Annotated in this window: 19 protein-coding genes; 13 read left to right on the top strand and 6 right to left on the bottom strand. The window is 71.4% G+C overall.

All coding sequences use genetic code 11. The features are described from left to right. Nucleotides 1–55 precede the first annotated feature (55 nt). The 4 genes from MZC64_RS25220 to MZC64_RS25205 are packed head-to-tail and all read left to right on the top strand — an operon-like array spanning nucleotide 56 to nucleotide 5,472. On the top strand, nucleotides 56–2,689 hold the full coding sequence (locus MZC64_RS25220; protein WP_247759243.1) for a valine--tRNA ligase: 2,634 nt from the start codon (nucleotides 56–58) through the stop codon (nucleotides 2,687–2,689). A 43-nt stretch (nucleotides 2,690–2,732) separates the two neighbouring features. Beyond that, nucleotides 2,733–3,308 (top strand): ImmA/IrrE family metallo-endopeptidase, encoded by a 576-nt coding sequence (locus MZC64_RS25215; RefSeq protein ID WP_247759244.1) that lies wholly within the window; start codon nucleotides 2,733–2,735, stop codon nucleotides 3,306–3,308. Continuing rightward, complete coding sequence (locus MZC64_RS25210) at nucleotides 3,305–4,603, top strand: MAB_1171c family putative transporter (RefSeq protein ID WP_247759245.1); 1,299 nt, start codon at nucleotides 3,305–3,307, stop codon at nucleotides 4,601–4,603. Before MZC64_RS25215 ends, MZC64_RS25210 begins: the two co-directional genes overlap by 4 nt. After that, nucleotides 4,600–5,472: an oxygenase MpaB family protein gene (locus MZC64_RS25205; RefSeq protein WP_247759246.1), complete on the top strand. Its 873-nt coding sequence runs from the start codon at nucleotides 4,600–4,602 to the stop codon at nucleotides 5,470–5,472. The genes MZC64_RS25210 and MZC64_RS25205 overlap by 4 nt, the downstream gene beginning before the upstream one ends. Here the strand turns inward: MZC64_RS25205 and MZC64_RS25200 are convergent. The 3 genes from MZC64_RS25200 to MZC64_RS25190 all read right to left on the bottom strand — a co-directional run bounded on the left by MZC64_RS25200 (nucleotide 5,424) and on the right by MZC64_RS25190 (nucleotide 9,157). Next, on the bottom strand, nucleotides 5,424–6,917 hold the full coding sequence (locus tag MZC64_RS25200; RefSeq protein ID WP_247759247.1) for an ATP-binding protein: 1,494 nt from the start codon (nucleotides 6,915–6,917) through the stop codon (nucleotides 5,424–5,426). The genes MZC64_RS25205 and MZC64_RS25200 overlap by 49 nt on opposite strands. 81 nt (nucleotides 6,918–6,998) lie before the next feature. Next, nucleotides 6,999–8,453, bottom strand: coding sequence for a HAMP domain-containing sensor histidine kinase (locus MZC64_RS25195; RefSeq protein ID WP_247759248.1), 1,455 nt, complete (start codon nucleotides 8,451–8,453; stop codon nucleotides 6,999–7,001). Continuing rightward, on the bottom strand, nucleotides 8,450–9,157 hold the full coding sequence (locus MZC64_RS25190; protein WP_308301070.1) for a response regulator transcription factor: 708 nt from the start codon (nucleotides 9,155–9,157) through the stop codon (nucleotides 8,450–8,452). Before MZC64_RS25190 ends, MZC64_RS25195 begins: the two co-directional genes overlap by 4 nt. A gap of 164 nt (nucleotides 9,158–9,321) precedes the next feature. On the opposite strand from MZC64_RS25190, the gene MZC64_RS25185 reads away from it, so the two are divergent. From MZC64_RS25185 to MZC64_RS25160, 6 genes are read left to right on the top strand one after another with little or no spacing between them, the layout of a single operon-like run. Next, a complete protein-coding gene (locus tag MZC64_RS25185; protein ID WP_247759249.1) occupies nucleotides 9,322–10,689 on the top strand; it encodes a ferredoxin reductase family protein in 1,368 nt (455 codons plus the stop codon). A gap of 33 nt (nucleotides 10,690–10,722) precedes the next feature. Beyond that, entirely contained in the window at nucleotides 10,723–11,166 is a 444-nt protein-coding gene (locus tag MZC64_RS25180; protein WP_247759251.1) for an FMN-binding protein, read from the top strand. Then, nucleotides 11,166–11,921: an FAD:protein FMN transferase gene (locus tag MZC64_RS25175; RefSeq protein ID WP_247759252.1), complete on the top strand. Its 756-nt coding sequence runs from the start codon at nucleotides 11,166–11,168 to the stop codon at nucleotides 11,919–11,921. The genes MZC64_RS25180 and MZC64_RS25175 overlap by 1 nt, the downstream gene beginning before the upstream one ends. A 50-nt stretch (nucleotides 11,922–11,971) precedes the next feature. Then, nucleotides 11,972–13,324, top strand: a complete 1,353-nt coding sequence (locus tag MZC64_RS25170; protein WP_374205797.1) for a folylpolyglutamate synthase/dihydrofolate synthase family protein — start codon at nucleotides 11,972–11,974, stop codon at nucleotides 13,322–13,324. Further along, complete coding sequence (locus MZC64_RS25165) at nucleotides 13,321–13,704, top strand: DUF4233 domain-containing protein (protein WP_247759255.1); 384 nt, start codon at nucleotides 13,321–13,323, stop codon at nucleotides 13,702–13,704. The genes MZC64_RS25170 and MZC64_RS25165 overlap by 4 nt, the downstream gene beginning before the upstream one ends. A 56-nt stretch (nucleotides 13,705–13,760) precedes the next feature. After that, on the top strand, nucleotides 13,761–14,129 hold the full coding sequence (locus MZC64_RS25160) for a hypothetical protein (protein WP_247759256.1): 369 nt from the start codon (nucleotides 13,761–13,763) through the stop codon (nucleotides 14,127–14,129). A 135-nt stretch (nucleotides 14,130–14,264) separates the two neighbouring features. Here MZC64_RS25160 and MZC64_RS25155 read toward each other — a convergent pair whose 3' ends face one another. Continuing rightward, the gene (locus MZC64_RS25155; RefSeq protein ID WP_247759258.1) at nucleotides 14,265–14,513 is read right to left on the bottom strand and encodes a hypothetical protein; all 249 of its coding nucleotides are present in this window, start codon (nucleotides 14,511–14,513) and stop codon (nucleotides 14,265–14,267) included. A 171-nt stretch (nucleotides 14,514–14,684) separates the two neighbouring features. Between MZC64_RS25155 and MZC64_RS25150 the strand changes: the two genes are divergently transcribed. Then, the gene (locus tag MZC64_RS25150) at nucleotides 14,685–16,256 is read left to right on the top strand and encodes an alkaline phosphatase (protein ID WP_247759260.1); all 1,572 of its coding nucleotides are present in this window, start codon (nucleotides 14,685–14,687) and stop codon (nucleotides 16,254–16,256) included. Nucleotide 16,257: 1 nt separating this feature from the next. On the opposite strand, the gene MZC64_RS25145 is transcribed toward MZC64_RS25150, so the two are convergent. Beyond that, nucleotides 16,258–17,652 (bottom strand): cell wall metabolism sensor histidine kinase WalK, encoded by a 1,395-nt coding sequence (locus MZC64_RS25145; protein ID WP_247759262.1) that lies wholly within the window; start codon nucleotides 17,650–17,652, stop codon nucleotides 16,258–16,260. Next, nucleotides 17,652–18,353, bottom strand: coding sequence for a response regulator transcription factor (locus MZC64_RS25140; RefSeq protein WP_308301069.1), 702 nt, complete (start codon nucleotides 18,351–18,353; stop codon nucleotides 17,652–17,654). Before MZC64_RS25140 ends, MZC64_RS25145 begins: the two co-directional genes overlap by 1 nt. 110 nt (nucleotides 18,354–18,463) lie before the next feature. Between MZC64_RS25140 and MZC64_RS25135 the strand changes: the two genes are divergently transcribed. Further along, nucleotides 18,464–20,551 carry an MMPL family transporter gene (locus tag MZC64_RS25135; RefSeq protein WP_247759264.1) on the top strand — a complete coding sequence of 696 codons (2,088 nt, stop codon included), beginning with the start codon at nucleotides 18,464–18,466 and terminating at the stop codon, nucleotides 20,549–20,551. A gap of 86 nt (nucleotides 20,552–20,637) precedes the next feature. Next, complete coding sequence (gene pulA, locus MZC64_RS25130; RefSeq protein WP_308301068.1) at nucleotides 20,638–26,421, top strand: pullulanase-type alpha-1,6-glucosidase; 5,784 nt, start codon at nucleotides 20,638–20,640, stop codon at nucleotides 26,419–26,421. Nucleotides 26,422–26,591 lie beyond the last annotated feature (170 nt).

The raw sequence follows: 26,591 nt of genomic DNA, 5'->3' as shown, positions 1-26,591 counted from the left end.
GGTCGGTGCGACCAGCGGGAATTCCGGTTTCGAGGCCCCCGTAGAATCGACTGCTGTGACCGAGACCCTTCCGCAGCAGGCCCGCACCGAACTCCCCGCCCAGTTCGCTCCGGCGGAGGTAGAGGGCGAGCTGTACCAGCGGTGGGTCGAGCGCGGTTACTTCACCCCTGACGCGGGCAGCGACAAGCCGCCGTTCACCATCGTCATCCCACCGCCGAACGTCACCGGCAGCCTGCACATCGGGCACGCCTTCGAGCACACGCTGATCGACCTGATCATCCGGCGCAAGCGGATGCAGGGCTTCGAGACGCTGTGGCTGCCGGGCATGGACCACGCCTCCATCGCGGTGCACGCGCTGGTGGAGAAACAGCTCGCGGCCGAGGGCACCAGCCGCCGGGAGCTGGGCCGGGAGGCGTTCATCGAGCGCACCTGGGAGTGGAAGGCCGAGTACGGCGGCAAGATCCTGGCCCAGATGCGCCGCCTCGGCGAGAGCGTGGACTGGACCCGCGAGCGGTTCACCATGGACGAGAAGTCCAACCGCGCGGTGCTGACCATCTTCAAGAAGCTCTACGACGAGGGCCTGATCTACCGGGCCGAGCGGCTGGTCAACTGGTCGCCCACGCTGCGCTCGGTGCTGTCGGACGCCGAGGTCGACCACGAGGAGGTCGAGGGCGAACTCGTCTCCATGCGCTACGGCGACGGGGACGCCTCGATCGTGGTGGCCACCACCCGGGTCGAGACCATGCTCGGCGACACCGCGGTCGCGGTGCACCCGGATGACGAGCGGTACAAGCACCTGGTCGGCACGCTGATCGAGCTGCCGCTGACCGGGCGCAAGATCCCGGTCGTGGCCGACGCGCACGTCGACCCGGAGTTCGGCACCGGCGCGGTCAAGGTGACCCCGGCGCACGACCCGAACGACTTCGAGATCGGCAAGCGGCACGAGCTGCCGATGCCGACGATCATGGACGAGCAGGGCCGGATCGCGCACACCGGCACCGAATTCGACGGCCTGGACCGGTTCGAGGCGCGGGTCGCGGTCCGCGAGGCGCTGCGCGCGCAGGGCCGGATCGTCGCGGAGAAGCGGCCGTACCTGCACAGCGTCGGGCACAGCTCGCGCTCCAAGGAGCCGATCGAGCCGCGGCTCTCGCTCCAGTGGTTCGTCAAGGTCGCCCCGCTGGCCAAGGCCGCCGGGGACGCGGTCCGCGAGGGCAAGGTCGCGGTCAACCCGCCGGAGATGACCAAGCGCTACTTCGACTGGGTCGACAACTTGCACGACTGGTGCATCTCGCGCCAGCTGTGGTGGGGCCACCGGATCCCGGTCTGGTACGGCCCCAACGGCGAGCAGGTCTGCCTGGGCCCGGACGAGCAGCCGCCGGCGGGCGAGGGCTGGCGCCAGGACGAGGACGTGCTGGACACCTGGTTCTCCTCCGGCCTGTGGCCCTTCTCCACCCTGGGCTGGCCGGAGAAGACCGACGACCTGGCCAAGTTCTATCCGACCAGCGTGCTGGTCACCGGCTACGACATCCTGTTCTTCTGGGTCGTCCGGATGATGATGTTCGGCATCTACGCGATGGACGGCGTGCCGCCGTTCCACACCATCGCGCTGCACGGCATGGTCCGGGACCAGTACGGCAAGAAGATGTCCAAGACCGTCGGCAACGTGGTCGACCCGCTGGACTGGATGGACCGCTTCGGCACCGACGCGCTGCGCTTCACCATGGCCCGCGGCGCCAACCCCGGCACCGACGTGCCGATCAGCGAGGAGTGGGTGGCCGGCTCCCGCAACTTCGGCACGAAGCTGTGGAACGCCACCAGGTTCGCCATGATGAACGGCGCCACCGTCGCCGAGCCGGTGCCCGCGCGGGACTCGCTCACCGACGCCGACCGGTGGATCCTGGACGGCCTGGACGCGCTGGTGTCCGAAGTGGACGGTCTGCTGGACGACTACCAGTTCGCCAAGTCCACCGAGGCGCTCTACCACTTCGTCTGGGACGAGTTCTGCGACTGGTACCTGGAACTGGCCAAGGTCCAGCTCAACGACGAGAACCGGGCTGGCGCCACCCGCGCGGTGCTCGGCCACGTCCTCGACGTGGTGCTGCGCCTGCTGCACCCGGTTTCCCCCTACCTCACCGAAACGCTGTGGACCGCGCTCACCGGCGAGGAGTCGCTGGTCATCGCGGCCTGGCCGACGGTCTCCGGTGCGACGGCCGATCCCGTTGCGGCGGACCGGATCGCGGCGGTCCAGCAGCTGGTCACCGAGATCCGCCGGTTCCGCTCGGACCAGGGCATCAAGCCCGGTCAGCGGGTGGCCACCCGGCTCTCCGGGATGGACGCCGCCGGGCTGACCGCGCTGACCGCCTCGGTGCGCGCGCTGGTGAAGCTGGACGAACCGGGCGCGGAGTTCGCCGCCACGGCCGATTTCGAGCTGAACCTGCCCACCGGCGCGGTCACCATCGAGCTGGACACCTCCGGCACCATCGACGTGGCGGCCGAGCGCAAGCGGCTGGCCAAGGACCTGGCGGTCAACGAGAAGGAACTCGCCGGCTGCGTGGCCAAGCTGGGCAACCCGGCGTTCACCGACAAGGCGCCCGCCGCGGTGGTGGAGAAGATCACCGAGCGCAAGGCGGCGGCCGAGGCGGAGATCGAACGCATCACAGCGAGGTTGGCTTCGCTGCCCGAAGCCTGATTAGCTGGCCACCCGCGCCAGGAACCGGTGAGGGGGTGAGTGCGTGACCGAAGTACCCGCCAGGGTCGAACGCGTCCTGGACCAGGTGCTCTCCTCGGTGGCGCCACCCCAGCCGTTCCAGGTCGGCGAGTTCTGCCGCAGGCTGGGCGAGCAGCGCGGGCATCCGATCGAGCTGATGCCGCTGAGCCAGGTGCTGGGCGGGCGGGTCGCGCCGTTCGACGGGCTGCTGGTCTCGGCCTACGACGCCGACTACGTCTTCTACGACGACACCACCTCGGCGCTGCACCAGCAGAACACGGTCCTGCACGAGATCGGCCACCTGGTCCTGGAGCACCGCAGCATCGGTGACAGTGGACAGCCCCGGCTGCCGATGCTGCGGCTGCTGTTCCCGCATTTCGACGAGGCGCGGCGGACAGAGCTGCTGGGCAAGGCGCTGTGCCGGGCCGGGTTCCAGGACCTGCAGGAGCGGGAGGCGGAGAGCTTCGCCACCCAGTTCTCCGCCCGGCTGCTCGACGCCGCCGGCGGCCGGGTGCTGGGTCGCAAGGCCAAACGATTGCCCCCGCACGAGGCCCAGGTGATCGACCGGCTCGCGCACGGACTGGGCCCCACCCAGCAGTGAGCGCCGCAGGCCTACTCGTGTTGGCCGTGGTGCTGGCCACCCTCGCCACCGTGCTGACCCGGCTGCGCCAGCTGATCGGCCGGGCGGGCAACCCGGCGGTGCGCTCGCTGCTGCTGGGCTGCCTCGCGCTGGCCCTGGCGCTGTCGGTGCAGCTCCCGGTGGTCTACCCGGTGATCAACCAGGTCGGCTTCAACCTGGCCTGGCCGGTGCAGCACGTGCTGGTGCTGGGCACCGCGTACCTGATCCAGGTCTTCTTCCTGTACTCCATCGAGGACCCGCCCCAGGCCGCCAGCCGGGCCGCCCGGCAGGCGCTGGTGTTGTTCGCGGTGACCGCGGTGATGCTGCTGCTCTTCGCCGCCGCGCCGCGGGCCAGGGACTTCCTGCACGGTCCAGCCGGGCGCAACGAGGCAGGCGGGCCGGGTGATCCGGTGGCCGCGCTGGCCTTCGCCACCTTCAGCCTGTACCTGGGCTGGGCGGCGCTGAACCTGATGCGGCTGGCCTGGCAGTGGTCCACCAAGGCCAGGGACGTGTGGTGGCTGTTCATCGGGCTGCGGCTGCAGGTGCTGGCGCACGTGTTCACGCTGGCCTTCTGCGCGCACAAACTGGGCTTCCAGCTCGCGGTGCTGTTCCGGGTGACCCCTGGCTGGACCGCGGACTCGGTGGAGGGCTGGCTGATGCCCGCGGCCTGCGCCCTGGCCACGCTGGGCGTGACCGCGTGCGCGCTGGGCGAGACCGTGGCCAGGTGGGTGCGGCGGCACTGCGCGCCGCTGGTCCGGCTGGCCGGGGCGACCGCGGCCTGGTGGCGGTTCCTGCGCGCGCACCACGCGCTCTACCCGCTGTGGGCCCGCTTCGCCGAGGTGCTGCCGGAGATCACCCTGGACCCGCCGAAGTCCCGCCGCGCCGACCTGTTCGACCTGAGTGCGGGCCGGCGCAGGCTCTACCGCAGGCTGATCGAGCTGGAGGACGGCGGCAAGCAGCTCCGCCCGGCCATCCCGCCCGAGGTGCAAGCCAGGGTCCAGGAGCTGACCAGCGGCCGGCCGCCCGAGCTGGTGGCCGCGGTGAGCGCCGCCGCCGGGTACGCGGTCGCGCTGCGCCGCCGCGAACTGGGCATCCCCGACGTGACGAACAACCCCCTCGGCAGCGCCGCCGGCGCGGAGGACCTGGCCGAACTGGTGCACCGGTGGCGCGCGATCACTCGCGCGTTCCGCCGGGACCCGGTGGTCAGACAGGTGCTCGCCGAGACCACCAGCACGGGCGCGGCCGCCATCGCCACGCCGGAGGAAGCCGGACGATGAAACGACGACTCGTGCACCTGGCGCGCATCCAGGAGCTGGACCCCGAACGCGACTACGCGGAGATCTACCGCCTGACCGCGCTGTACGAGTTCAGCTTCGACGTCAGCATCGCCCTGCAACTGGCCTTCTACCGCACCTACGCGGTGCCCTCGATCTCCGGCCTGCTCGCGCACACCGGCCACATCGAGCACGACCCGGTCAAACGCGCCGAGGACACCGGCCTGCTGATCTTCGAGATGGTCGAGCACGGCTTCGACCATCCGAGGGCCCGCGGCGCGCTGCGGATCACCAACGGCGCGCACCGCCCGTGGACGATCAGCAACGACGATTACCTGTACGTGCTGGGCACCTTCATGTTCGTGCCCTTCCGCTGGCTGGACCGCTACGGCTGGCGCCGCCCGGTGGAGGCCGAGCGGATCGCCGCCTACCACTTCTATCGCGAGCTGGGCTCCCGGATGGGCATCACGGACATCCCGGCGAGCTGGGAGAAGTACGAGCACTGGTTCGACACCTATGAACGCGAGCACTTCGCGCACACCCCGGCCAACACCCGCCTGCTGCGCGCCTCCCAGCAACTCATCGCCGACCGCTTCCCACCCCGCGCCCGTCCCCTGGGCAGACTGCTGGGCCTGGCCCTGCTGGACGTGATCGACGACGAGCCGCTGCGCCGGGCGCTGGGCGTGCCGCGCACCCCGTGGGCACTGCGCACCACGGTGAAGCTGGGCTTCCGGCTGCGGGCCCGGATCCAGCGCCTGCTCAAGCCGAGGACCAGCAGCGCCTTTACCCCGGGCGGACAGATGAAGGCTTATCCCGATGGATATCAGCTCTCGGATCTGGGGCCGGCCACGCCGCGCGCGCCCAGCCAGTAGTAGGTGCGCCGGGGGCTCTTGGTCGCTCCGTGCACCTCCACCTGGCCTGCCGCGATCAGCGCGTTGAGCCGGTCGGCGACGGTGGGCCGGGACAGGCCGGTCGCCTGGACGATGTCACTGCTGCGCGCGGAGCCGAGTGCGCGGAGGGCGGCGGCGACCGCGTCCAGTGCCTTGCCGCCACCAGCTGTCGCGCGTCGCCGTGTCGCGCGGCGGAACTCGACCTCGAACCTGTTGGGGAAGTTGCGGAACACCGGTGCGGCCAGGCCCGATCGTTGGAGGTCGCGGATCATCGCCGGAATCCCCGAGGCGCGGTTCTCCGCGACCAGTCGATCACTGCCTGGCAGGAAGACATCGGTCAGCAGCGAGGCGAGGAAGCCGTTGCGGGAGGAGGACACGCCCTCCTTGCCCAGGTCGCCGCGTCTGGTTGTGCCGTAGAGGCTGCCAGGGCTGCGTATCTCAAGGCGGTCGGCGTACAGGTCGAGTTGCACCTGGGTGCCGCGAGTGATCGGGCTGTAGTCCCGATGCAGCAGCGCATTGACCACAGCTTCACAGACTGCCGCCAGCACCGAACCTAGCCGATCCGAGCGTCTGTCGGTGTTGCCGGAGCCCCAGCTGGTCATGTGATGACGCAAGATCGCGATGGTGTCCGCAACCAGATCCGGGATGGCGCCGCGGATGCCGCGACTATCGATGAACCGAGAAGCTGGTTCAGTTGGCTCGGTCGCTGGGTGCACCGCGACGGAGATCATCAATTGTGGGAAGAACTGTTGCGGGCACACGCCAAAGGTCAGCAGGCCGCCCAGCGAGGGGACGAGGGCGTCCCGGTCGTCGCGGACCAGCACCCGCAGGCGCTCCAGCGTGGTCAGTTCGTCGATGTCCAGGAAGGCCCTGGAAGTCTGTCTGACCCGCTGGATGGTGCGCAGCAGGGCGGTCCGGTCCAGGTCCTCGAGCGTGGCCTGGCCGACTGGTTCGCGGTCGAAGGCGGGCTGTTCCCGGTTGGCGAAGGCGAGGCCGATCTCCGCCTGGGTCATCCGGCGGTCGCCGTCGCCGACCCGCACGTAGGAGCCGGTACTGATGCCCTTGGCGCTGACGTAGCAGGGACGGACGCTGGACGGGAGCGGGCTGATCTCGGCGGTGACGAGTAGGTGGTCCTCGAACTCGACAATGTCGGTGGCGACGGGCAACCGTGGTTCCAGGTCGGCACATGCCTGGGAGGCGAGGTCGTCGCGCAGCTTGACGGGCTCGGCCAGCTTGACCGGGGCGAAGCCGTGCTGCTCGTCGAGACCGAGGATGACCAGGCCGCCGTTGGTGTTGGCGAAGGCGGACAGGGTGGGCAGGATGCTCTTGGGCAGGCCACCCGCGGCCGACTTGACCTCGACCTCGCTCGGCTCACCGCCGAGGCGGCGCAGGCGGTCGATGACCGAGGTCAGGACCTTCGCGTCCACTACTCGAAACCTACTCTCTACTGTTAACTTACAAGTTAACAGTAGAGCTTACAGTAGCTAGCAGTGGTGGCACGAATCCGCTCAGTGGTCAGTTCGAGGTGGGTTCAGCGGCAGGCGGAGCAGGAACGTGGTGCGGCCAGGGGTGCTGGCGAGTTCGACCGTGCCGCCGTGCGCGGTGACCAGCGAGCGGACCACGGCCAGGCCCAGGCCGCTGCCGCCCTTGTTCCGGGAGCGGGAGTCGTCGACGCGGTAGAAGCGGTCGAAGATGCGTTCCTGGTCGGCGGCCGGGATGCCGGGGCCGTTGTCGTTGATCCGGATCAGGGCGTGCTCGTCGGCGGCCCAGATGGCGAGTTCGACCTCGGTGCCGGGCGGGGTGTGCACGGCGGCGTTGGTCAGCAGGTTGTCCAGGACCTGGCGCAGCCGCATCGGGTCGGCGCGCAGGGCCAGCTGGTCCTGGGCCAGCACCACGGTGAGCGGGTGGCCGGGGCGGGCGGCGCGGAAGGCGTCGGCGGCGGCGTTGGCCAGTGCGACCAGGTCGATGTCCTCCGGGCGAAGTGGTTCCTCGACCTCGGCGGCATCCAGGCGGGCCAGCAGCAGCAGGTCGTCCAGCAGCACCGTCATCCGGGCCGCCTCCTCGCGGATGCGGGCCAGGTGCCGGTCGCGTTCGGCCGGTTCGTTGGCGGCGGCGTACTTGAACAGGTCGGCGTAGCCGCGGATGGAGGTCAGCGGGGTGCGCAGCTCATGCGAGGCGTCCGCGACGAACCGGCGCAGCCGCTGCTCGGCGGCGGTGCGCGCGGCCAGTGAGGAGTCGATGTGCTCCAGCATCAGGTTGAACGCGCTGCGCAGCTCCTCCACCTCGACCCCGCCGCCGCCGTCGCCGGTGGCACGCACCGGGAGCTGGGCGGAGTCGGTGAGGTCGTGCGAGCGGATATCGTGCGCGGTCCCGGCCATCTGGGCCAGCGGGCGCAGGCCGCGGCGCAGCACCAGCCTGCCGGAGACCACCAGGACCAGCAGCGCCACCAGGAACATGGCCACGCAGACGGTGATGAACCAGTTGACCGTGCCGTCCAGGTCGTCCCTGGGCGCTGCGCTGACCAGCACCTCGTTACCGCTGATGGTGCAGGCCCGGACCCGGAAGGTGCCGTCCTTCCCGTACAGGTTCAGCGTGGTGTAGATGTCCTCGTCCTGGCCGTGCACCTCCTGGGCGACCTTGGCCAGCTTGTCGATGTTCTGCTGGATGGCGCCGCTGGTGGCCTTGACCATCTTCGGCTTGCCCTCGCGCATGTCGAAGAGCACCGACTGCCAGGACCAGGGCGGCTGCGGGGCGCCCTTCTCCCGCCAGGCCGCGGTCTGCTCGATCTGGCTCTTCTTCATCTGCTCGTCCAGCCGGGCGGCCAGGTAGTCCTCCATGCTGGTCACCATCACGGTGCCCACCACGGCGAAGACCACCAGCGACAACGCGCCCAGCGCCAGGGACAGCCTGGTGCCCAGCCGGGTCCGCCGCCAGGCCGCCCGCCAGCGGCCGCCTCGGCTCACTGGACGGCCTGGCGCAGCGCGTAGCCGACTCCGCGCATGGTGTGGATCAGCGGTTCATGGCCGTTGTCGACCTTGCGGCGCAAATGCGAGATGACCAGTTCGACCACGTTGGAGCGACCGCCGAAGTCGTACTCCCACACGTGGTCCAGGATCTGCGCCTTGGTCAGCACCGCGGGGGAGCGGCGCATCAGGTAGCGCAGCAGCTCGTACTCGGTGGGGGTGAGCGTGGCCAGCTTCCCGGCCCGGCGGACCTCCCTGGTGTCCTCGTCCAGGGTCAGGTCGGCCACCTGGAGCACCGAGCGCGCCTGCGGGGTCCAGGCCTGGGCGGTGCTGCGCCGGAGCACCGCGCGCAGCCGGGCCATCAGCTCCTCCACCGAGAAGGGTTTGACCAGGTAGTCATCGCCGCCGCGGGTCAGGCCGACGATCCGGTCGGCGGTGCCGTCCTTGGCGGTGAGGAAGACCACCGGGACCAGTGAGCCGCTCTCCCGCAGCCGGTCCAGCACGCTGAACCCGTCCAGGTCCGGCAGCATCAGGTCGAGCACCACGATGTCCGGGTTGAACGCGGCGGCCTGCCGCAGCGCCTCCGCGCCGGTGCCGGCCGTCGCCGCCCGCCAGCCCTCGTAGCGAGCCACGGTGGCGACGAGGTCGGCGATGTGCGGTTCGTCGTCCACCACCAGCAGACGGACCTGGCTGTCGTTGCTCACCTGCACATGGTGCGTCAGTCCGGGCCCCGCGGCGAGGCCGTAGGCGGCCATGCGGGCACGAGACAGCAAGTCGACAGCTTCGGGACAGCGTGCACACAGCTTCGTTGGCGAGGCTCACAACCGAAGCCCCCAGCGCTGCCGCAGACCCGAGCAGGAGCAGACCAGTGACCACGCTTGAAGCCCCCGCACCGCCGACGCCGCCCACCCCGACCCCGTCCCTGCGCCCGAAGGCGGTGGCCCGCACCGGGCTGTACGCGCTGCTGGCGGCGAACGCGGCCGTGGTGGCCGGACTGTTCGCCGCGGCCGGGTTCGACGCCAACGCGCTGATCCTGCTGGGCAGGCTGACCGGCCTGTACGGCGCGCTGATCATGGCCTTCCAGCTGGTGCTGGTGGCCCGGCTGCCCTGGCTGGACCGCCGGATCGGGATGGACCGGCTGACCTCCTGGCACCGCTGGACCGGCTTCGGTCTGCTGTGGACACTGCTGGCGCACGCGGTGTTCATCACCTACGGCTACGCGCAGGCGGAGAACCTGCCGGTGCTGACCCAGTTCGCCGAGCTGGCGACCACTGTGGACGGTGTGCTGCGGGCCATCGTGGCGCTGCTGCTGATCATGATGGTCGGCGCGGTGTCGGTGCGCGCGGCCCGGCGCAGGCTCGCCTACGAGACCTGGCACTTCATCCACCTCTACACCTATCTCGCGGTGCTGCTGGCCTTCGGTCACCAGCTCGCGGCCGGGCGCACCTTCGCAGGGTCGCCCTTCGCCCGCGCCTACTGGTGGACGCTGTGGGGCCTGGCGCTGGGATCGGTGGTGCTGGGCCGATTCCTGCTGCCGCTGTGGCGCAACCTGCGGCACCGGTTCCGGGTGACCGCGGTGGTGCCGGAGTCCGACACCGTGGTCTCGGTCTACATCACCGGCCGCCACCTGGACCGCCTGCCCGCCCGCGCCGGCCAGTTCTTCCTGTGGCGCTTCCTGGCCAAGGACCGCTGGTGGCAGGCCAATCCGTTCTCGCTCTCGGCGGCTCCGGACGGCCGCTCGCTGCGGCTGACCGCCAAGGCCCTCGGCCCCGGCAGCGCGGGTCTGCGCCACATCCAGCCGGGCACCAGGGTCTTCGCCGAGGGGCCGTATGGCGCGTTCACCACCATGCACCAGCGCACCCCGAACGCGGTGCTGGTCGCCGGTGGCGTGGGCGTCACGCCGGTGCGGGCGCTGCTGGAGGACATGGCCGGGCACGTGGTGGTGCTCTACCGGGTGCGCGCGCACGGCGACGCGGTGCTCTTCGGCGAACTGGCCCAGCTGGCCCACGCCAGGGGCGCGGTGCTGCACCTGCTGACCGGCCCGAACGACGCGCTGAGCGAGCACGGCCCGCTGCTGGGCGCGGCCAACCTGGCGGCCCTGGTGCCCGACATCCGGTCCAGGGACGTCTTCGTCTGCGGCCCGCCCCCGATGACCGACGCGGTGCTGCGCGGCCTGCGCGAACTGGACGTGCCCCGCGACCAGATCCACGCCGAACGCTTCAGCCTGGCGAGCTGACCCCCCACTCCCGAGTCCGGAAAGGACCCTCCCATGCGCCGGGTCATCCCCGTCCTGCTGCTCACCGTCGCCGGGCTCATCCCGTTGTGGCGCTTCGAGGCCACCCCGCACGAGAGCACCGCCGTGCTCGCCGAGCCCGCTCCCGCCGAGACCAGTCCCGCCGTCCCCGGCACCAGCGGCGCGGCGCCGCCCGCCGGCGGTTCCGGCCAGCCGGCCAGCACCAGCACCACCGGGTCCAGCGAGTCCACCAACTACGGCTCGGTGCAGGTCCAGGTCACCTTCACCGGGGACCGGATCACCGAGGTCCGCGCGCTGCGGGCGCCCACCCGCACCCGCACCCAGGGCGCGTTGCCGCGGCTTCGGCAGTCCGCGCTGACCGCGCAGAGCGCCGACATCGACACCGTCTCCGGCGCCACCCAGACCAGCCAGGCCTACGCGAAGTCGCTGCAGGCCGCGATCGACGCGAAGGGACGCTGATGTCCGCGGTGGGCACGGTGCGCAGGGTCGAGCAGGTGATGGGCCTGCCGGTGTCGGTGGACCTGCGGGACGAGCGGATCGGTGAGCAGCCGGTGCGGCGGGTTTTCGACTGGCTGCACGAGGTCGACGCCCGGTTCAGCCCGTTCCGGCTGGACAGCGAGGTCAGCCTGTTCAGCCGGGGTGAGCTGGCCGAGTCCGAGCTGAGCACCGACCTGCGGTACGTGCTGCAGGTCTGCGTGGACTACCAGCAGCGCACCGGTGGCGCGTTCCGCGCCTGGCTGCCGGGCCGGGCGCTGGACCCGTGCGCGGTGGTCAAGGGCTGGGCGGTGCAGCGCGCCGCCGGGTTGCTGCGCCGGGCCGGGGCACGCAACTTCTGCCTCAACGCCGGTGGCGACGTCCTCACCCAGGGCGTGCCGGAGCCGGGCAAGCGGTGGCGGGTCGGCATCCGGCACCCGGACCAGGCCGATCAGCTCTGCGGCGTGCTGGAGGTCGGCTCGGCGGCGGTGGCCACCTCGGCCGCCTACGAGCGCGGCGCGCACATCGTGGACGGCCGCACCGGCCTGCCGCCGCGTCGCGCGCTGCTCAGCATGACGGTGCTCGCCGCCGACCTGACCGTCGCGGACACCACCGCCACCGCCGCCTTCGCCCTCGGCGAGGACGGCATCGCCTGGGCCGCCGCCGAGCCGGGCTGCTCGGTGTTCGCGGTGCGCGCGGACCGGACGGTGTTCAGCTCACCGGGCCTGCCGCTGGTCTGATCGGCGGGTACGTAGACTCGGACGACGTGACAGACAGTCAGACCGAGGCGGTGCAGTCGCTGGCCGCACTGCGCGCGGTCGAGGCGGAGCTGGACACCCGCTGGCCGGAAACGAAGATCGAGCCCTCGCTGGACCGGATCCGCCTGCTGACCGAGCTGCTCGGCGACCCCCAGCACTCTTACCCGGTCGTGCACATCGCGGGCACCAACGCCAAGACCTCGACCTCCCGCATGATCGATGCCCTGTTCACCAGGATCGGTCTGCGCACCGGCCGCTACACCAGCCCGCACCTGCAGCTCGTGACCGAGCGGATCAGCGTCGACGGCGCCCCGATCAGCCCCGAGCGCTACATCGAGGTCTACCGGGACGTCGAGCCGTACATCTCCCTCGTGGACGGCCGCCAGCCGGTGCCGATGAGCAAGTTCGAGGTGCTCACCGGCATGGCCTTCGCCGCCTTCGCCGACGCCCCGGTGGATGTGGCCGTGGTCGAGGTCGGCCTCGGCGGCAGCTGGGACGCCACCAACGTGGCCGACGGCCGGGTCGCGGTGATCTGCCCGATCGCCATCGACCACGTCGACTTCCTCGGCGGCGACCTGGCGGGCATCGCCAAGGAGAAGGCCGGGATCATCAAGCCCGGCTGCACCGTGGTCATGGCCGAGCAGCCCGCCGAGGCCGCCACCGAGGTGCTGCGCCGGATCGCCGAGACCGACGCCGTGGTGGCCCGGCAGGGCGCCGAGTTCGGCGTGCTGGAGCGCGAGGTCGCCGTCGGCGGCCAGCTGCTGCGGCTGCAGGGACTCGGCGGGGTGTACGAGGACGTGTTCCTGCCCCTGCACGGCGCGCACCAGGCCGACAACGCCGCGCTCGCGCTGGCCGCGGTCGAGGCGTTCTTCGGCGCCGGACCGGACCGCCAGCTCGACATCGAGGCCATCCGCGAGGCCTTCGCCACGGTCAGCTCGCCGGGCAGGCTGGAGCGCCTGCGCACCGCGCCGACGGTGCTCATCGACGCCGCGCACAACCCGCACGGGGCCAAGGCGCTGGCCGCCGCGCTGGAGGCCGAGTTCGGCTTCCGCAAGCTGGTCGCCGTGGTCGGGGTGATGGGCGACAAGGACGCCACCGGCATCCTCACCGAGCTGGAGTCCGTGGCGCACGAGATCGTGCTGACCCAGAACTCCTCGCCCCGCGCCATGGACGTGGACGACCTGGTCGTGCTGGCCCTGCCGATCTTCGGCGAGGACCGGGTCCTGGTCGAACCCCACCTCCCGGACGCCCTGGAAGCCGCGATCCGGCTGGCCGAGGAGACCGACAACCCGGACGAGCCCGTCTACGGCGGCGGCGTCGTGGTCACCGGCTCCGTGGTCACCGCGGGCGAGACCCGCGCCCTGCTGGGGAAGGCACCCGCATGAGCCACGGCGCACCCAAGCCGATGAAGAACCCGGCCAAGGCCCTCCGCGGCATCATGATGGGCACCCTGATCATGGAAGCGATCGTGGTGGCCCTGGCGCTACCGGTGGTCGCCAAGCTCGGCGGCGGCATCGGCACCACCGGCGGCGTCCTGGTCGCCGTGCTGGCCGTGGCGATGCTGCTGAGTTCCGGGCTGATCCGCTTCCCGTGGGGCGTGTGGGTCGCGGTGGCACTTCAGGTGGCGATGATCGCGGCGGGTTTCGTCGTGTTCACCCTGGGCGTGCTCGGCGTCATCTTCGCGTTGATCTGGGCGTACCTCCTCTGGCTCCGACGGGAACTGGCCCGCAGCCTGGCTGCCGCGGCAGCGGCCGAACAGGGCTGATGCGCCGCGCCTGTCCGACTGCGACAATCGGTTCATGCTGACCACACCTGTGAGGCATGGCTCGTAGATCGCCGAGCCAGGTCCGGACGGACCCGCCACGGCGGGCACACCGCGCGGTCCGACCCGAGTACGCCACCCCGCCCGCCCTCGCGCGGCTGTCACCACGAGGCCGGGTGAGCCTGGCCAGGCTGGAGCGCACCAAGCTCTGGCCGGTCACGGCCAATGAGGTCCTGCTGTCCTGGCAGCGGTTCCTCCGTGACCCGATCCATCGCCTGTGGGACACCAGCACCTCGTGCGGCGTGCTGATGTGCTGCCCCGACCCGGACGAGCTACGTCGCATGCTGAGCCTGATCGCGGCGCAGTTGCCCACCAAGGACGCCAGGATGTTCCGCCAACACCTGGCGCGCCTCGACGAACTCTGGTGAGTTCTGGAGCCGGGGGTCCCACTCCAGGACCATGACACGGTCGACTGGAGTGGGACCAGGGGGAGCGTGGCTGGCTGTGGATAACTCCCCGGTTGTGGACAAATGCCCGGTTCCGGGGAGCCCCGGCTTGCACAGTCAGCCGGCGACTAGTAGATGCGGCAGCTCCAGGACCGCGTCGACGACCTCGGCGACCGAACCGCTGATGTGCCAGGTCACCCGGCCGTCGATCATCCGTTTCGCCTCGGCCTCCTCGGGCCCGAGCACGAGGACCGCGTCCGCGATGGCGCCGAGTCTGCGCACGTAGAGCAGGGCGTCCGGATCGCGGGCGTCGCCGAGTGGGGTGCCGGACCAGCCGGCGGCCACCAGGAAACGGAGGGCGGTCATGTGTTTCTCCATGCGCTACCCCTTCTCGCCGGGCCCCCGACAAGCCCGTCACATACCTAGACGACAAAGCGCCCAATCGGGTTGCGTGGCTTCATTCGGTCGGAGGACAGGTTCACCTTCTGTCTGCCTCCGCGTTGGACTGTGGTCGCCCCTGGCGACTACAACCCGGGGGTGCCCGAAACCCCAGCCCTGAACCGACGCTCCCTGCTGCGTTACGGCGCAGCGGGTGCCGGGGCGATCGCCACCGGCCTGCTCCTGCCCACCACCGCCGCCGCGTCCACCACCGCCTCGGCCGCCCCGCTTCTGCCCAGCACCCGCCCGAAACTGAGCCACGGCATCCAGTTCGGCGAGGTCGACGCGGACAGCGCCGTCGTCTGGGCCCGCGCCGACCGGCCGTCCCGGCTGCTGGTCGAGGTGGCCAGGGACGAGAGCTTCCGGCATGCCCGCAAGTTCTGGGGCCCGGTGCTCACCCCGGAGACCGACGGCACCGGCGAACTCCGGGTCGCCGGGCTCACCGCCGGCCGGGATTACCACGTCCGGGTGACCGCGCATGAACTACACGGCCGCACCGGCAGTGAACCCGTGCTCGGCTCCTTCCACACCGCCCCGCGCGGCCGCCAGGACGTCAACTTCCTGTGGTCCGGCGACATCGTCGGCCAGGGCTGGGGCATCAATCCCGATCTCGGCGGCATGTCCATCTACTCCCGGATGGCCGCGCTGCGCCCGGACTTCTTCCTGTGCAGCGGCGACACCATCTACGCCGACGGCCCGCTCAGCGAGACCGTGGTCCTGCCGGACGGCCGCACCTGGCGCAACCTGGTCACCCCGGCCAAGACCAAGGTCGCCGAGACCCTGGACGAGTACCGCGGCCAGTTCGCCTACAACCTGCTCGACGAGCACGTGCGCCGGTTCAACGCCAGCGTGCCGCAGCTCAACCAGTGGGACGACCACGAGGTCACCAACAACTGGTACCCCGGCGAGATCCTGGACGACGCCCGCTACACCGAGAAGCGGGTGGATGTGCTGGCCCAGCGGGCCTTCCAGGCATTCCACGAGTGGCTGCCGGTGCGCAAGGCCGACGCGGTGGACGGCCGGGTGTACCGCAAGGTCTCCTACGGTCCGCACCTGGACGTCTTCGTGCTGGACATGCGCACCTACAAGGGCCCCAACACTCCGGGCACCGCGCCATTCGAGCCGATCCTGGGCGCTGCCCAGACCCGCTGGCTGACCAGGGAACTGGACCGCTCGCGGGCCACCTGGAAGATCATCGCCGCGGACCTGCCGATCGGCCTGATCGTGCCGGACGGGGCCAACATCGAGGGCGTGGCCAATGGTCGGCCGGGCGCCCCGGCGGGCCGGGAGGCCGAACTCGCCATCGTGCTGCGGGAAATCCACCGCCGCCGGGTCCGCAACGTGGTGTGGCTGACCGCGGACGTGCACTACACCGCCGCGCACCACTACTCGCCGGAGCGGGCCGCCTTCACCGAGTTCAGCCCGTTCTGGGAGTTCGTCTCCGGCCCGCTGCACGCCGGCGCGTTCGGCCCGAACAAGCTGGACCCGACCTTCGGGCCGCAGGCGGTGTTCGTCAACGCCCCGCCCGCGCCGAACACCTCGCCGATGGCCGGGTTCCAGCACTTCGGCCAGGTCCAGATCGACGGGCCCAGCGGACGCCTGACCGTGCATCTGCGCGATCAGGATGCCCGCTCGCTCTGGTCCACCACCCTGGAACCCGAGCGCCGCTGAATCAGGTCAACGGCAGGGTGATCCGGAAGGTCGTCCCGCCTGATGGTCCACTATGGACGGTCGCCGTGCCGCCGTGCCCGGCGACCACCGAGTCCACAATGGACAGTCCGAGGCCCGCGCCGTCCTGTTCGGCGCGGGCGGTCTCGCCACGGTAGAACCGCTCGAACACCTTGGCCTGGGCCGCTTTACTCAGGCCCGGCCCGGTGTCGGCGACGGTCAGCACCGCCTGCCCGGCCTCGGTCGCGACCCGTACGGTCGCGGTCGTGCCGGGCGGGGTGTGCCTGCGCACGTTGTCCAGCAGGTTGCCCAGCACCTGCCGCAGCCGGGTCGCGTCACCGGTGACCACCACCGGACTCGCCGCGTCCAGCCGGAAGTCGTGGCCGGACACCGTGTTCGCGTCGGCGACCGCGTCCGCGGCGAGTGCGGTCAGGTCCACCGGCTCCCGTTCCAGTGGACGCCCTTGGTCCAGCCGCGCCAGCAACAGCAACTCATCCACCAGCACGCCCATCCGCTCGGCCTCGGACTCGATCCGCCGCATGGCCAGGGCCAGATCATCCGGCCGGCTCGCCGCGCCGCGCCGGAACAGCTCGGCATAGCCCCGGATCGTCGCGATCGGCGTGCGCAGCTCATGCGAGGCGTCCCCGACGAAGCGCCGCAACCGTTCCGTCGCGGCGCCGCGCTGGGCGAAGGCCGTCTCCAGCTGGGCGAGCATCGCGTTCAGCGCGGTCCCGAGCCTGCCGACCTCGGTGCGCGCGCCCGCGCCCGCCACCCGCCGGCTCAGATCGCCGGACCCGATCGCCGCCGCGGTCGCCGAGATCGCGGTCAGCGGCCGCAACCCGCGCCGCACCGCGTGCGCGGACAGCAGCGCCACCAGCGCCAGCGCGACCAGACTGGAGATCACGGCCACGTTGCGCACCCGGTCGAGCAGCTCCTCGGTCGCCGCGGTGCGCATGGCCACCAGCAGAATCGGCCCGCCCTCGGTCAGCCGCGAGGAGTGCACCAGCCAGCCCGGCACGGTCGCCAGCCGCTCGCCGTCGCCGGGCCACAAGGTGGTCGGCAGCGGATCGGGCAGCTCCGGCGCGCCGCCGTAGGCGATGGTGTCGATGACCGCGCCGTCCGGGCCGCGGATCTGGAAGAACGAGGGCAGCTCGCCGCGTTGCGCCCCGGCCCGCCACAACCCGGTCACCGTGCCCGGATCGCCACCGGGCCGCAGCCGGGGCGCCCCGCCGCGCGCCAGCAGCTCGGCCCGGAAGTCCTTGCCCACCGCGGACAGCACGTCGTCGTTGGCGTCCCCGGACCAGTCCTGCAAGGCGCCGAAGATCGCGCCGACCGAGCTGCCCAGCCCGATCACCAGCAGCCCGAGCACGGTCAGCACCAGGCGTGTGCGCAGTGACATCAGGCGTTCCCGGCTTCCCTGGGCAGCCGCAGCACGTAGCCGACCCGCGGCACGGTGTGGATGAGCTGCGGCTGCCGCTGATCGATTTTTCGCCGCAGGTAGGAGATGTAGGTCTGCACCACCGCGGCGTCGCCGTTGAAGTCGTACTGCCACACGTGATCGAGGATCTGTTGTTTGGACAGCACCCGGCCCGCGTTGGCCAGCAGGTAGCGCAGCAGCTTGAACTCGGTCGGGGTCAGGTCGACCTCCGCGCCGTGCCTGCGCACCAGATAGGCGTCCTCGTCCAGCTCCAGATCGGCCAGCGAGAGCACCTCCGCCGCCCTGCTGCGTCCGCGGCGCAGCACCGTGCGGACGCGTACGGTCAGCTCCTCCAGGCTGAACGGCTTGGTCAGGTAGTCGTCGCCGCCCGCGGTCAACCCGGTGATCTTGTCCTCGGTGGCGTCCTTCGCGGTCAGGAACACCACCGGCACGTCCCGCCCGTCCCGGCGCAGCGCGCGGCAGAAGTCCACGCCGGAGGTGTCCGGCAGCATGACGTCCAGGACGATCAGGTCCGGGGCGAAGCTCGTGGTCAGTTCGCGCGCCTGCTGCCCGGTGCCGGCTACGGCGGTCTCGAACCCGTCGTAGCGCAACGCCATGGCCACCAGGTCGGCCAGATATCGCTCGTCGTCGACGACGAGCACGCGGATCGGCGGTCGGCTCACCGGCCCAGTGTCGGACAGCCGGACTGCGCGGACACCCGGTTTGCCCGATTGACAGAGAACTCTCAGAACGGGCGCAGAACGGCCGAAGATCTGCCTGTTGACCTGGAAACATGGAAGCTCTCTCCCGCTGGGTGCTGGCCAGGCGACGGCTCGTCGGCCTGCTCACCCTGACCCTGCTGCTGGCCGGTGGCGCGGCGATCGCGCTGTTGCTGCCCCAGGTCTCCGAGCGCAACGCCTACCCCGGACTGCCCGGTTTCGAGGCGAACCAGCGCATCACCGCCACCTATGGCACCGGCGGCTACGAACGCCCGGTCGTGCCGGTGGTGACCCTGCCCGAAGGCAGTACCGTCGACTCCGCCCGCGCGGCCCTGCGCAGCGCGTTCGCCGCGGTGACCAGCGCGACCGGCGCCAGGGTCGCCGGCTACGCCGACACCGGAGACCGCGGTTTTGTCGGCGCGGACGGGCGAACCACCTTCGGTCTGGTCTTCGGCGGCCCGGTCGAACAGGGCGGCCTGCCGGGCAGCGCGCTGGGCGAGGGCGCCGGACTGGAACCCGCCATCGCCGCCGCGATGCGCCCGCACCTGCCTGCCGGGGCCGAGCTGCGGATCACCGGGCTGGACGCGCTGGCCACCGCCGCGGACACCGGCGGACTGAACGTGGGAGTCAAACTGCTGATCACGATCGGGGCCGCGATCCTGGTGCTGGCCTGGGTGTTCCGCTCCGCGCTGGCCCTGGTGCCGCTGCTGACCGCGGTGATCGCGATCCCGGTGTCCTTCCTCGGTCTGCTCGCGGCGAGCCTGGTGATCGAGGTGCACGAGACCACGCTGATCATGTTGCCGCTGTTCGGCATCGGGATCGGCATCGACTACGCGCTGATCCTGGTCAGTCGCTGGCGCGAGGAACGCGGCAACGGGTTGTCCGGGGACGAGGCAGTGCACCGGGCGATGGCCACCGCCGGGCATGCGGTGCTGTTCAGCGCGGGCGCGGTGGCGATCGGGCTGCTGACCATGGTGGTGCTGCCGATCCCGTTGCTGCGCAGCCTCGGGGTCGGCGGCATGCTGGTCACCCTGACCAGCGCGGCGGTGTCGCTGACCGTGCTGCCCCTGCTGCTCGCCCGCGCCAGGCCTGGCACCCCGCGGCCGGTGGGCCGGACCTGGTTCTCCTGGGCCCGACTGGTCGTCCGCTACCGCGCGGTGGCGGCGGTGCTGGCCGCCGGGGTGCTGCTCGCGCTGTCCGCGGCCGCGCTGGATCTCAACCTGCGGGTGCCCACCACCGACCACCTTGCCACCGAAGGGCCGGGCCGCGAAGGGCTCACCGCGTTGCAGCGCAACGGAATCCCGTCCGGCGTGCTCACCGCCTTCGACGTGTACCTGCCGCCGGGGCAGGCGCCGGAACCTCTCCGCGCCACCCTCGCCGGACTGCCCGGCGTGCACGCGGTCACCGCACCCGTGCACCGCGACGGGGCCGCGCTGCTCACCGTGCTGCCGGTCGCCGAGGGCGGTTCGGCGGTGGGGGAGGACACGATCAACCGGGTGATCGGGGCCGCACCCGGTGCGCTGGTCGGCGGCAACGTGCGACAGCAGATGGACTATGTGACCGCCACCTACACCGCGTTCCCGTGGATGCTGGCCGTGCTCGCCCTGCTCAGTTACGTGTTGCTGGCCAGGGCCTTCCGCTCGCTGCTGCTGCCGCTCAAGGCGATCCTGCTCAACCTGCTGTCCCTGGGCGCGGTGCTCGGCGCGATGGTGCTGCTGTGGCAGTGGGGCTGGGGCACCGAGGAACTGCTCGGACTGCGGCCGGACGGGGCCATCGGCACCTTCGTGCCGGTCACCATCTTCGCCTTCCTGTACGGGCTGACCATGGACTACGAGGTGTTCCTGATCGCCCGCATGCGCGAGGAACACGACCGCACCGGGGACACCGAACACGCGGTGGTCGAGGGCATCGGGCGGACCGGCCGACTGATCACCAGCGCGGCGCTGATCCTGTTCTGCTCCTTCGCCGCGATGGCCACCGGCGGCGAGCTGGACGTGGCGATCTTCGCCTCCGGGGTCGCGCTGGGCATCCTGCTCGACGCCACGCTCATCCGGTCGGTGCTGGTGCCCGCGACCGTGGCCATGCTGGGCCGCTGGAACTGGTGGCTGCCGGCCTGGGCGGCCCGGCTGCTCCGGCTACCCGCTGAAAATTCTTGCAGGTAAATGGAGTATTGCCATTGCGTGAGCCGCGTGGTTTTCTGCCGACCCGCCCGTATGGGTTTGCAAAAACTTGCGACAAGGAGGTCGCCGTGCGGCAGCGCAGGTGGATCCGGCGAACCGGTGGAGCCCTGCTGGGCGCGGCGCTGGTGGTGACCGCACTGCCCGCGCTGGCCGCGACCGCGACCGCGCTGCCACCCGCGGCGCCACTGGCCGTCGGTGCGGTCACGGACCTGCCCGCGGGTGTGCGCGACGGCGATCGGCGACTCGGCCGGGACGCGCTGCGCGAGGACCTCGCCGGGCAACGGTTCTACTTCCTGCTGCCGGACCGGTTCGCCAACGGCGACCCGCGCAACGACACCGCGGGCAGTCCCGGTGACCGGTCCCGGCACGGCTTCGACCCGGCGGACAAGGGCTACTACCACGGCGGCGACCTGGCCGGACTGCGGTCCAAACTGGACTACCTGCGCGGCATGGGCACCACCGCGGTGTGGCTGACGCCGATGTTCCGCAACCGCTGGGTACAGGGCTCGGGCAGCACCGCCTCGGCCGGGTACCACGGTTACTGGACCACCGACTACACCTCGCTCGACCCGCATTTCGGGACGGTGCCGGAAATGCGTGCGCTGATCAAGGACGCGCACGGCCGCGGGATGAAGGTCTTCTTCGACATCGTGGCCAACCACACCGCCGACGTCATCGACTACGCCGGTGGCAAGCACGACTACCGCGGCATCGGCGCGCAGCCCTACCTGGACGCCGACGGACGGCCGATCGACCTGGCCGCGCTGGCCGGTGGCAAGGACTTCCCGAAGCTGGACGCCCGCCGCTCCTTCGCCTATGAGCCGGTGCTGCGCGCCGGGGACGCCGAGGCGAAGAAACCGAAGTGGCTCAACGATGTCACGCTCTACCACAACCGCGGCAACTCGACCTTTGCCGGGGAATCCTCCACGCACGGCGACTTCGACGGGCTCGACGACCTGATGACCGAGCATCCCAGGGTGGTCGACGGGATGACCGGCATCTTCACCAGCTGGATCGACGAGCTGGACATCGACGGCTACCGGGTGGACACGGTCAAGCACGTCAACCTGGAGTTCTGGCGGGCGCTGGCGCCCAGGGTCCGGGAACACGCTCGGCGAAAGGGAAAGAAGGACTTCTTCGTCTTCGGCGAGGTCTACGACGGCGATCCGGCGATCACCTCGAAGTACACCACCGGCGGCCGGTTGCAGTCGGTGCTGGACTTTCCGTTCCAGGGCGGGGCGCGCGGGTTCGCCGCCGGTCAGGGTGCGGACCGGCTGGCCCAGGTGCTGCTCGCGGACGACCGCTACACCGACGCCGACTCCAACGCCAACGCGCTGCCCACCTTCCTGGGCAACCACGACATGGGCCGCATCGCCACCATGCTGCGCCAGGACCGCCCGGGGATGTCCGATGCGGAGACCCTGGAACGGCTGCGGCTGGCGCACAGCCTGATGTACTTCTGGCGCGGCAACCCGGTCGTCTACTCCGGCGACGAACAGGGCTTCGCCGGCACCGGCGGGGACAAGGACGCGCGGCAGGACATGTTCCCCAGCAAGGTGCCGGAATGGCTGGCACAGGACCAGATCGGCACCGACGCCACCCCCGCCGCGGACAACTTCGATCCGAAGCACCCGCTGTACCGGCACCTCGGCCAACTGTCGTCCTTTGTGGACGGTGACCCGGTGTGGCGGCGCGGCAACCAGGTGCTGCGGCTGGCCGAGCGGGATGTGCTGGCCTTCAGCCGGATCGACCGGGACACCCAGGTCGAGCACGTGGTGGTGGCCAACGGCGGGACCGCCCCTGCCGGGGCCCGGGTGCCGGTTTCCGCGCCAGGACTGGGTTTCCGCACGGTCTGGGGCGGTGACGCGGCGCTCACCAGCGGCGTGGACGGCGCGGTGCGGGTGAGCGTGCCGCCGCTGTCCGCGGTGGTGCTGCGCTCGACCGGCCGGATTCCATTGCAGGCTGGCGGTTCCGGGCAACCCGCGCTGGTCGCGCCGCCCGCGGGCACCGGACTGGGTGACCGGGTGGAACTGCGCGCGGACAACGTGACCGCGCCGTTCGCCCAGGCCACCTTCGCCGCCAGGGTGGCGGGGGAACGGGACTGGACCGTGCTCGGCACCGACGACGCCGCGCCGTACCGGGTGTACGCCGACCTCGCCGCGCTGCCCGGGGCCAAGGCGGGCGCGCGGATCGAGCTGCGGACCGTGGTCAAGGACGCCGCCGGACGGCTCACCGCGGACGGCGCCGAGGTCGCGCTGGTGGCCGCGCCCGGCGGCGGCACCGGCGCGCAGCCGAGCCCGGACTGGCTGGTGGTGCATTACAACCGGCCTGCCGGGGACTATGACGGCTGGGGCCTGCACGTGTGGGGCGAGGTCGCCGAACCCACCGCGTGGGAACGGCCGCTGCCCTTCGCCGGGGAGACCGGGTACGGGCGGTTCGCCTGGGTGAAACTCAAGCCGGGCACGAAACAGGTCGGCTTCCTCGTGCACAAGGGCGAGGAGAAAGACGTTGCCGGAGACCGGTTCGTCGATCCCTCGATCACGCCGCAGGTGTGGCTGAAACAAGGTCAGGCGCCGGTGTTCCCGAGTCAGAGCGCGGCCACCGGGGCGGTCGAGATCCGGTACCACCGGCCCGGCGGCGACTACGGCGGCCTGCGCTTGCGGGTGGGCGGCGGCATCGCGGCCGACCAGCCCACCGAACTGCCCCTGGAAGCCAGGGACGACTACGGCGTCCGGGCGAGCGTGCGGGTCAACGGCAGTGGCGCGCCGGTCGAACTGACCGTGCTCAAGGACGGCACGGCCGACGTCACCGGGCGGATCGAACCCATCCGCGGGGCCGAAGCCTGGCTGCGTCAAGGAGATCAGGCCATGCACGCCAGCCGGGCCGCGGCCGAGCGACGGATCGTGCTGCACTACCACCGGCCCGCCGGTGACTACGCCGACTGGACGCTCTACCACTGGGGCGGATCGGCCACGCCGAGCCCGTCCTGGAACGAATCCCAGCGACCCGACCGGCCGGACGGGTTCGGGCTGACCTGGTCGGTGCCCCTGGCCGAGGGCGCGACCGGACTGAGCTACCTGCTGCATCGCGGCGATACCAAGGATCCGGGGCCGGACCAGCGGATCCAGCTCGGCGCGACCGGCTACGAAGTCTGGTATGCCAGCGGATCCACCCGGCCGGACGGCTCGGTGTCCTACGTGCTGCCGCCCTCGGCCGCGGCCCCGGCGGACGCGGATCTGAGCAAGGCCAAGGCGATCTGGGTCAGCAAGGACCGGGTCGTGTGGGATGTGCCCGCGGCCGAGTCCGACGGCTACGAACTGCGGCACGACCCGGACGGCCGGATCGCTGTGGTGGCCGGGCAGGTCCAGGGCGGCCGGGTGCTGCGACTCGCGCCCGACCCCGGCGGGCTGCCCGCGGAACTGGCGGCGAAATTCCTGCACCTGCGCGGAAAACCGGTCTACCGGCTGCGATCGTCCGATGTGGACAGTGGTCGGGACGCGGTGCGCGGCCAGGTTGTCGCCGTGCACCGGGACGCCGGCGGCGCGCTCCGGCACGCCACCGGGGTGCAGCTCGCCGGGGTGCTCGACGCGCACTACGCCCCGGCCGCGGCGAGCCTGGTCCTCGGTCCGCTGGCGCAACCGGCCGGCGTCCGGCTGTGGGCGCCCACCGCGAAGTTGGTGCGACTCAGGCTGTTCGAGCGCACCCCGCCGGAGGCGACCACGGCGCCCAGCCAAACCCTGTCCCTGCAACGTGATCCGGCCTCCGGGGCATGGAGCGGGTTCGGCGACTGGCTGGGCCGCTACTACCAGTTCGAGGTCACCGCCTGGCAGCCGCGCACCGGCAAGGTCGAGACCGCTGTGGTCACCGACCCGTACTCGCTCGCGCTGACCGTCGACTCCACCCACTCCCAGCTCACCGACCTGCGCGAGGCCCCGCCCGGCTGGGATCGCGAGGTCGCCAAGGGCCTCGGCCCGAACCCGGCCCGGCACGCCATCACCGAACTGCACGTCCGCGACTTCTCCATCGGCGACACCAGCGTGCCGGCAGCCGACCGCGGCACCTACAAGGCGTTCACCCACCGTGACTCCACCGGCATGCGACACCTGCGCGCGCTGGCCGAAGCGGGCATGGACACCGTGCACCTGCTGCCCACCTTCGACATCGCCACCATCCCCGAACGCCGGGCCGACCAGCAGAAACCCGCCTGCGACCTGCCCGCGCTGCCCGCGGACTCCGAACAGCAGCAGGAGTGCGTGACCCGCGCCGCGGCCAAGGACGGATTCAACTGGGGCTACGACCCGTGGCACTACGACGTGCCCGAGGGCTCCTACGCCACCCCGGACGCCCAGTCCGGCCAGGCCCGCGCCCGCCAGTACCGCGAGATGGTGCAAGCCTTGCACGCCAACGGGAACCGGGTGGTCGTCGACGTCGTCTACAACCACACCGCCGCCGCGGGCAACGACCCCAAGTCGGTGCTGGACCGGGTCGTGCCCGGCTACTACCAGCGGCTCACCGAGGACGGCTCGGTGGCCAACTCCACCTGCTGCGCCAACACCGCCACCGAGAACGCCATGATGGGCAAGCTGGTGGTCGACTCGGTGCTGCGCTGGGCCCGGCTGTACAAGGTGGACGGCTTCCGGTTCGACCTGATGGGCCACCACCCCAAGGCCAACATCCTGGCCGTGCGCGCCGCGCTGGACGGGCTGACCGTGGCCAGGGACGGGGTGGACGGCCGCAACATCCGGCTCTACGGCGAGGGCTGGGACTTCGGCGAGGTCGGCGGCAACGCCCGGTTCGAGCAGGCCACCCAGGCGAACATGGCGGGCACCGGCATCGGCACCTTCAACGACCGGCTACGCGACGGCGTCCGCGGCGGCGGCCCCTTCGACGCCGACCCGCGCGTCCAGGGCCTGGGCTCCGGCCTGGCGGGCGCGCCCAACGGCAGCCCCGCCAACGGCACTCCCGCCGAACAACTGGCCCGCCTGACCAACTACACCGACCTGGTCAAACTCGGCCTGGCGGGAAATGCGGCGGACTTCCGCTTCCGCGCCACCAACGGCGCCGAGACCACCGGCCGTGAGGTCCGCTACAACGGCGCCCGCGCCGGGTACACCGCGGGCCCAGCCGAGTCGATCACCTACGTCGACGCCCACGACAACGAGTCCCTCTACGACGCCCTGGCCTACAAACTCCCGCCAGGCACCCCCATGTCCGACCGCATCCGGATGCAGACCCTCGCCCTGGCCCCGGCGTTGCTCGGCCAAGGCCAGCCGCTGGTGCACGCGGGCACCGAGTTCCTGCGCTCCAAGTCCCTGGACCGCAACAGCTTTGACTCCGGCGACTGGTTCAACCGCTACGACCCGTCCCTGCGCACCTCGGCCTTCGGCGCCGGCCTGCCCCCCGCCCCCGACAACCGCGACAAGTGGCCCTACGCCAAACCCCTGCTCGCCAACCCAGCCCTCAAACCCGTCCCGGCCGACCTCCGCACCGCCCTGGACCGCACCCTGGACCTGTTGCGGCTGCGGCAGTCCTCCCCGCTGTTCACGCTGTCCGACCAGGCCCTGGTCCAGCAGAAACTCACCTTCCCCGACCCCGGTCCCCAAGCCGCTCCCGGCACGGTGCTCGCGCACCTGGACGACACGGCCGGACCGGAGGTGGACCCGGCGCGGCGGGGCGTGCTGGTGGTGATCAACCCGGATCCGGGGGCGCGCGAGGTGGCGCTGCCCGCGGGCGGCGGGTGGCGGTTGCACGAGCTGCAGGCCGGTGGCGGTGATCCGGTGGTGCGGGAGACGAGCGTGGCGGGGGATCGGGCGCGGGTGCCGGGGCGGACGGTGGCCGTGCTGGTGCGGTGAACGCCCGCCGGGACCACGGCCCGGCCTGGCTGGGCCGCTCGGCCGTGCACCGGCTCGGCGGGGTGGCGGCCTGACCAGCCTGGTGATTGCCGCGAGGCGGCCGAGATTGCCGCAGCGGGGCAGCGGCTTGGCCGAGCGGGGGCGCGCGGTGGATCCATGGCGCAGCCGGG

Source organism: Crossiella sp. S99.2, from assembly GCF_023094165.1.
Classification (GTDB): domain Bacteria; phylum Actinomycetota; class Actinomycetes; order Mycobacteriales; family Pseudonocardiaceae; genus Crossiella.
Note: the sequence above shows the minus strand (reverse complement) of the source record. Positions and strands in the feature narration are given on the sequence as shown.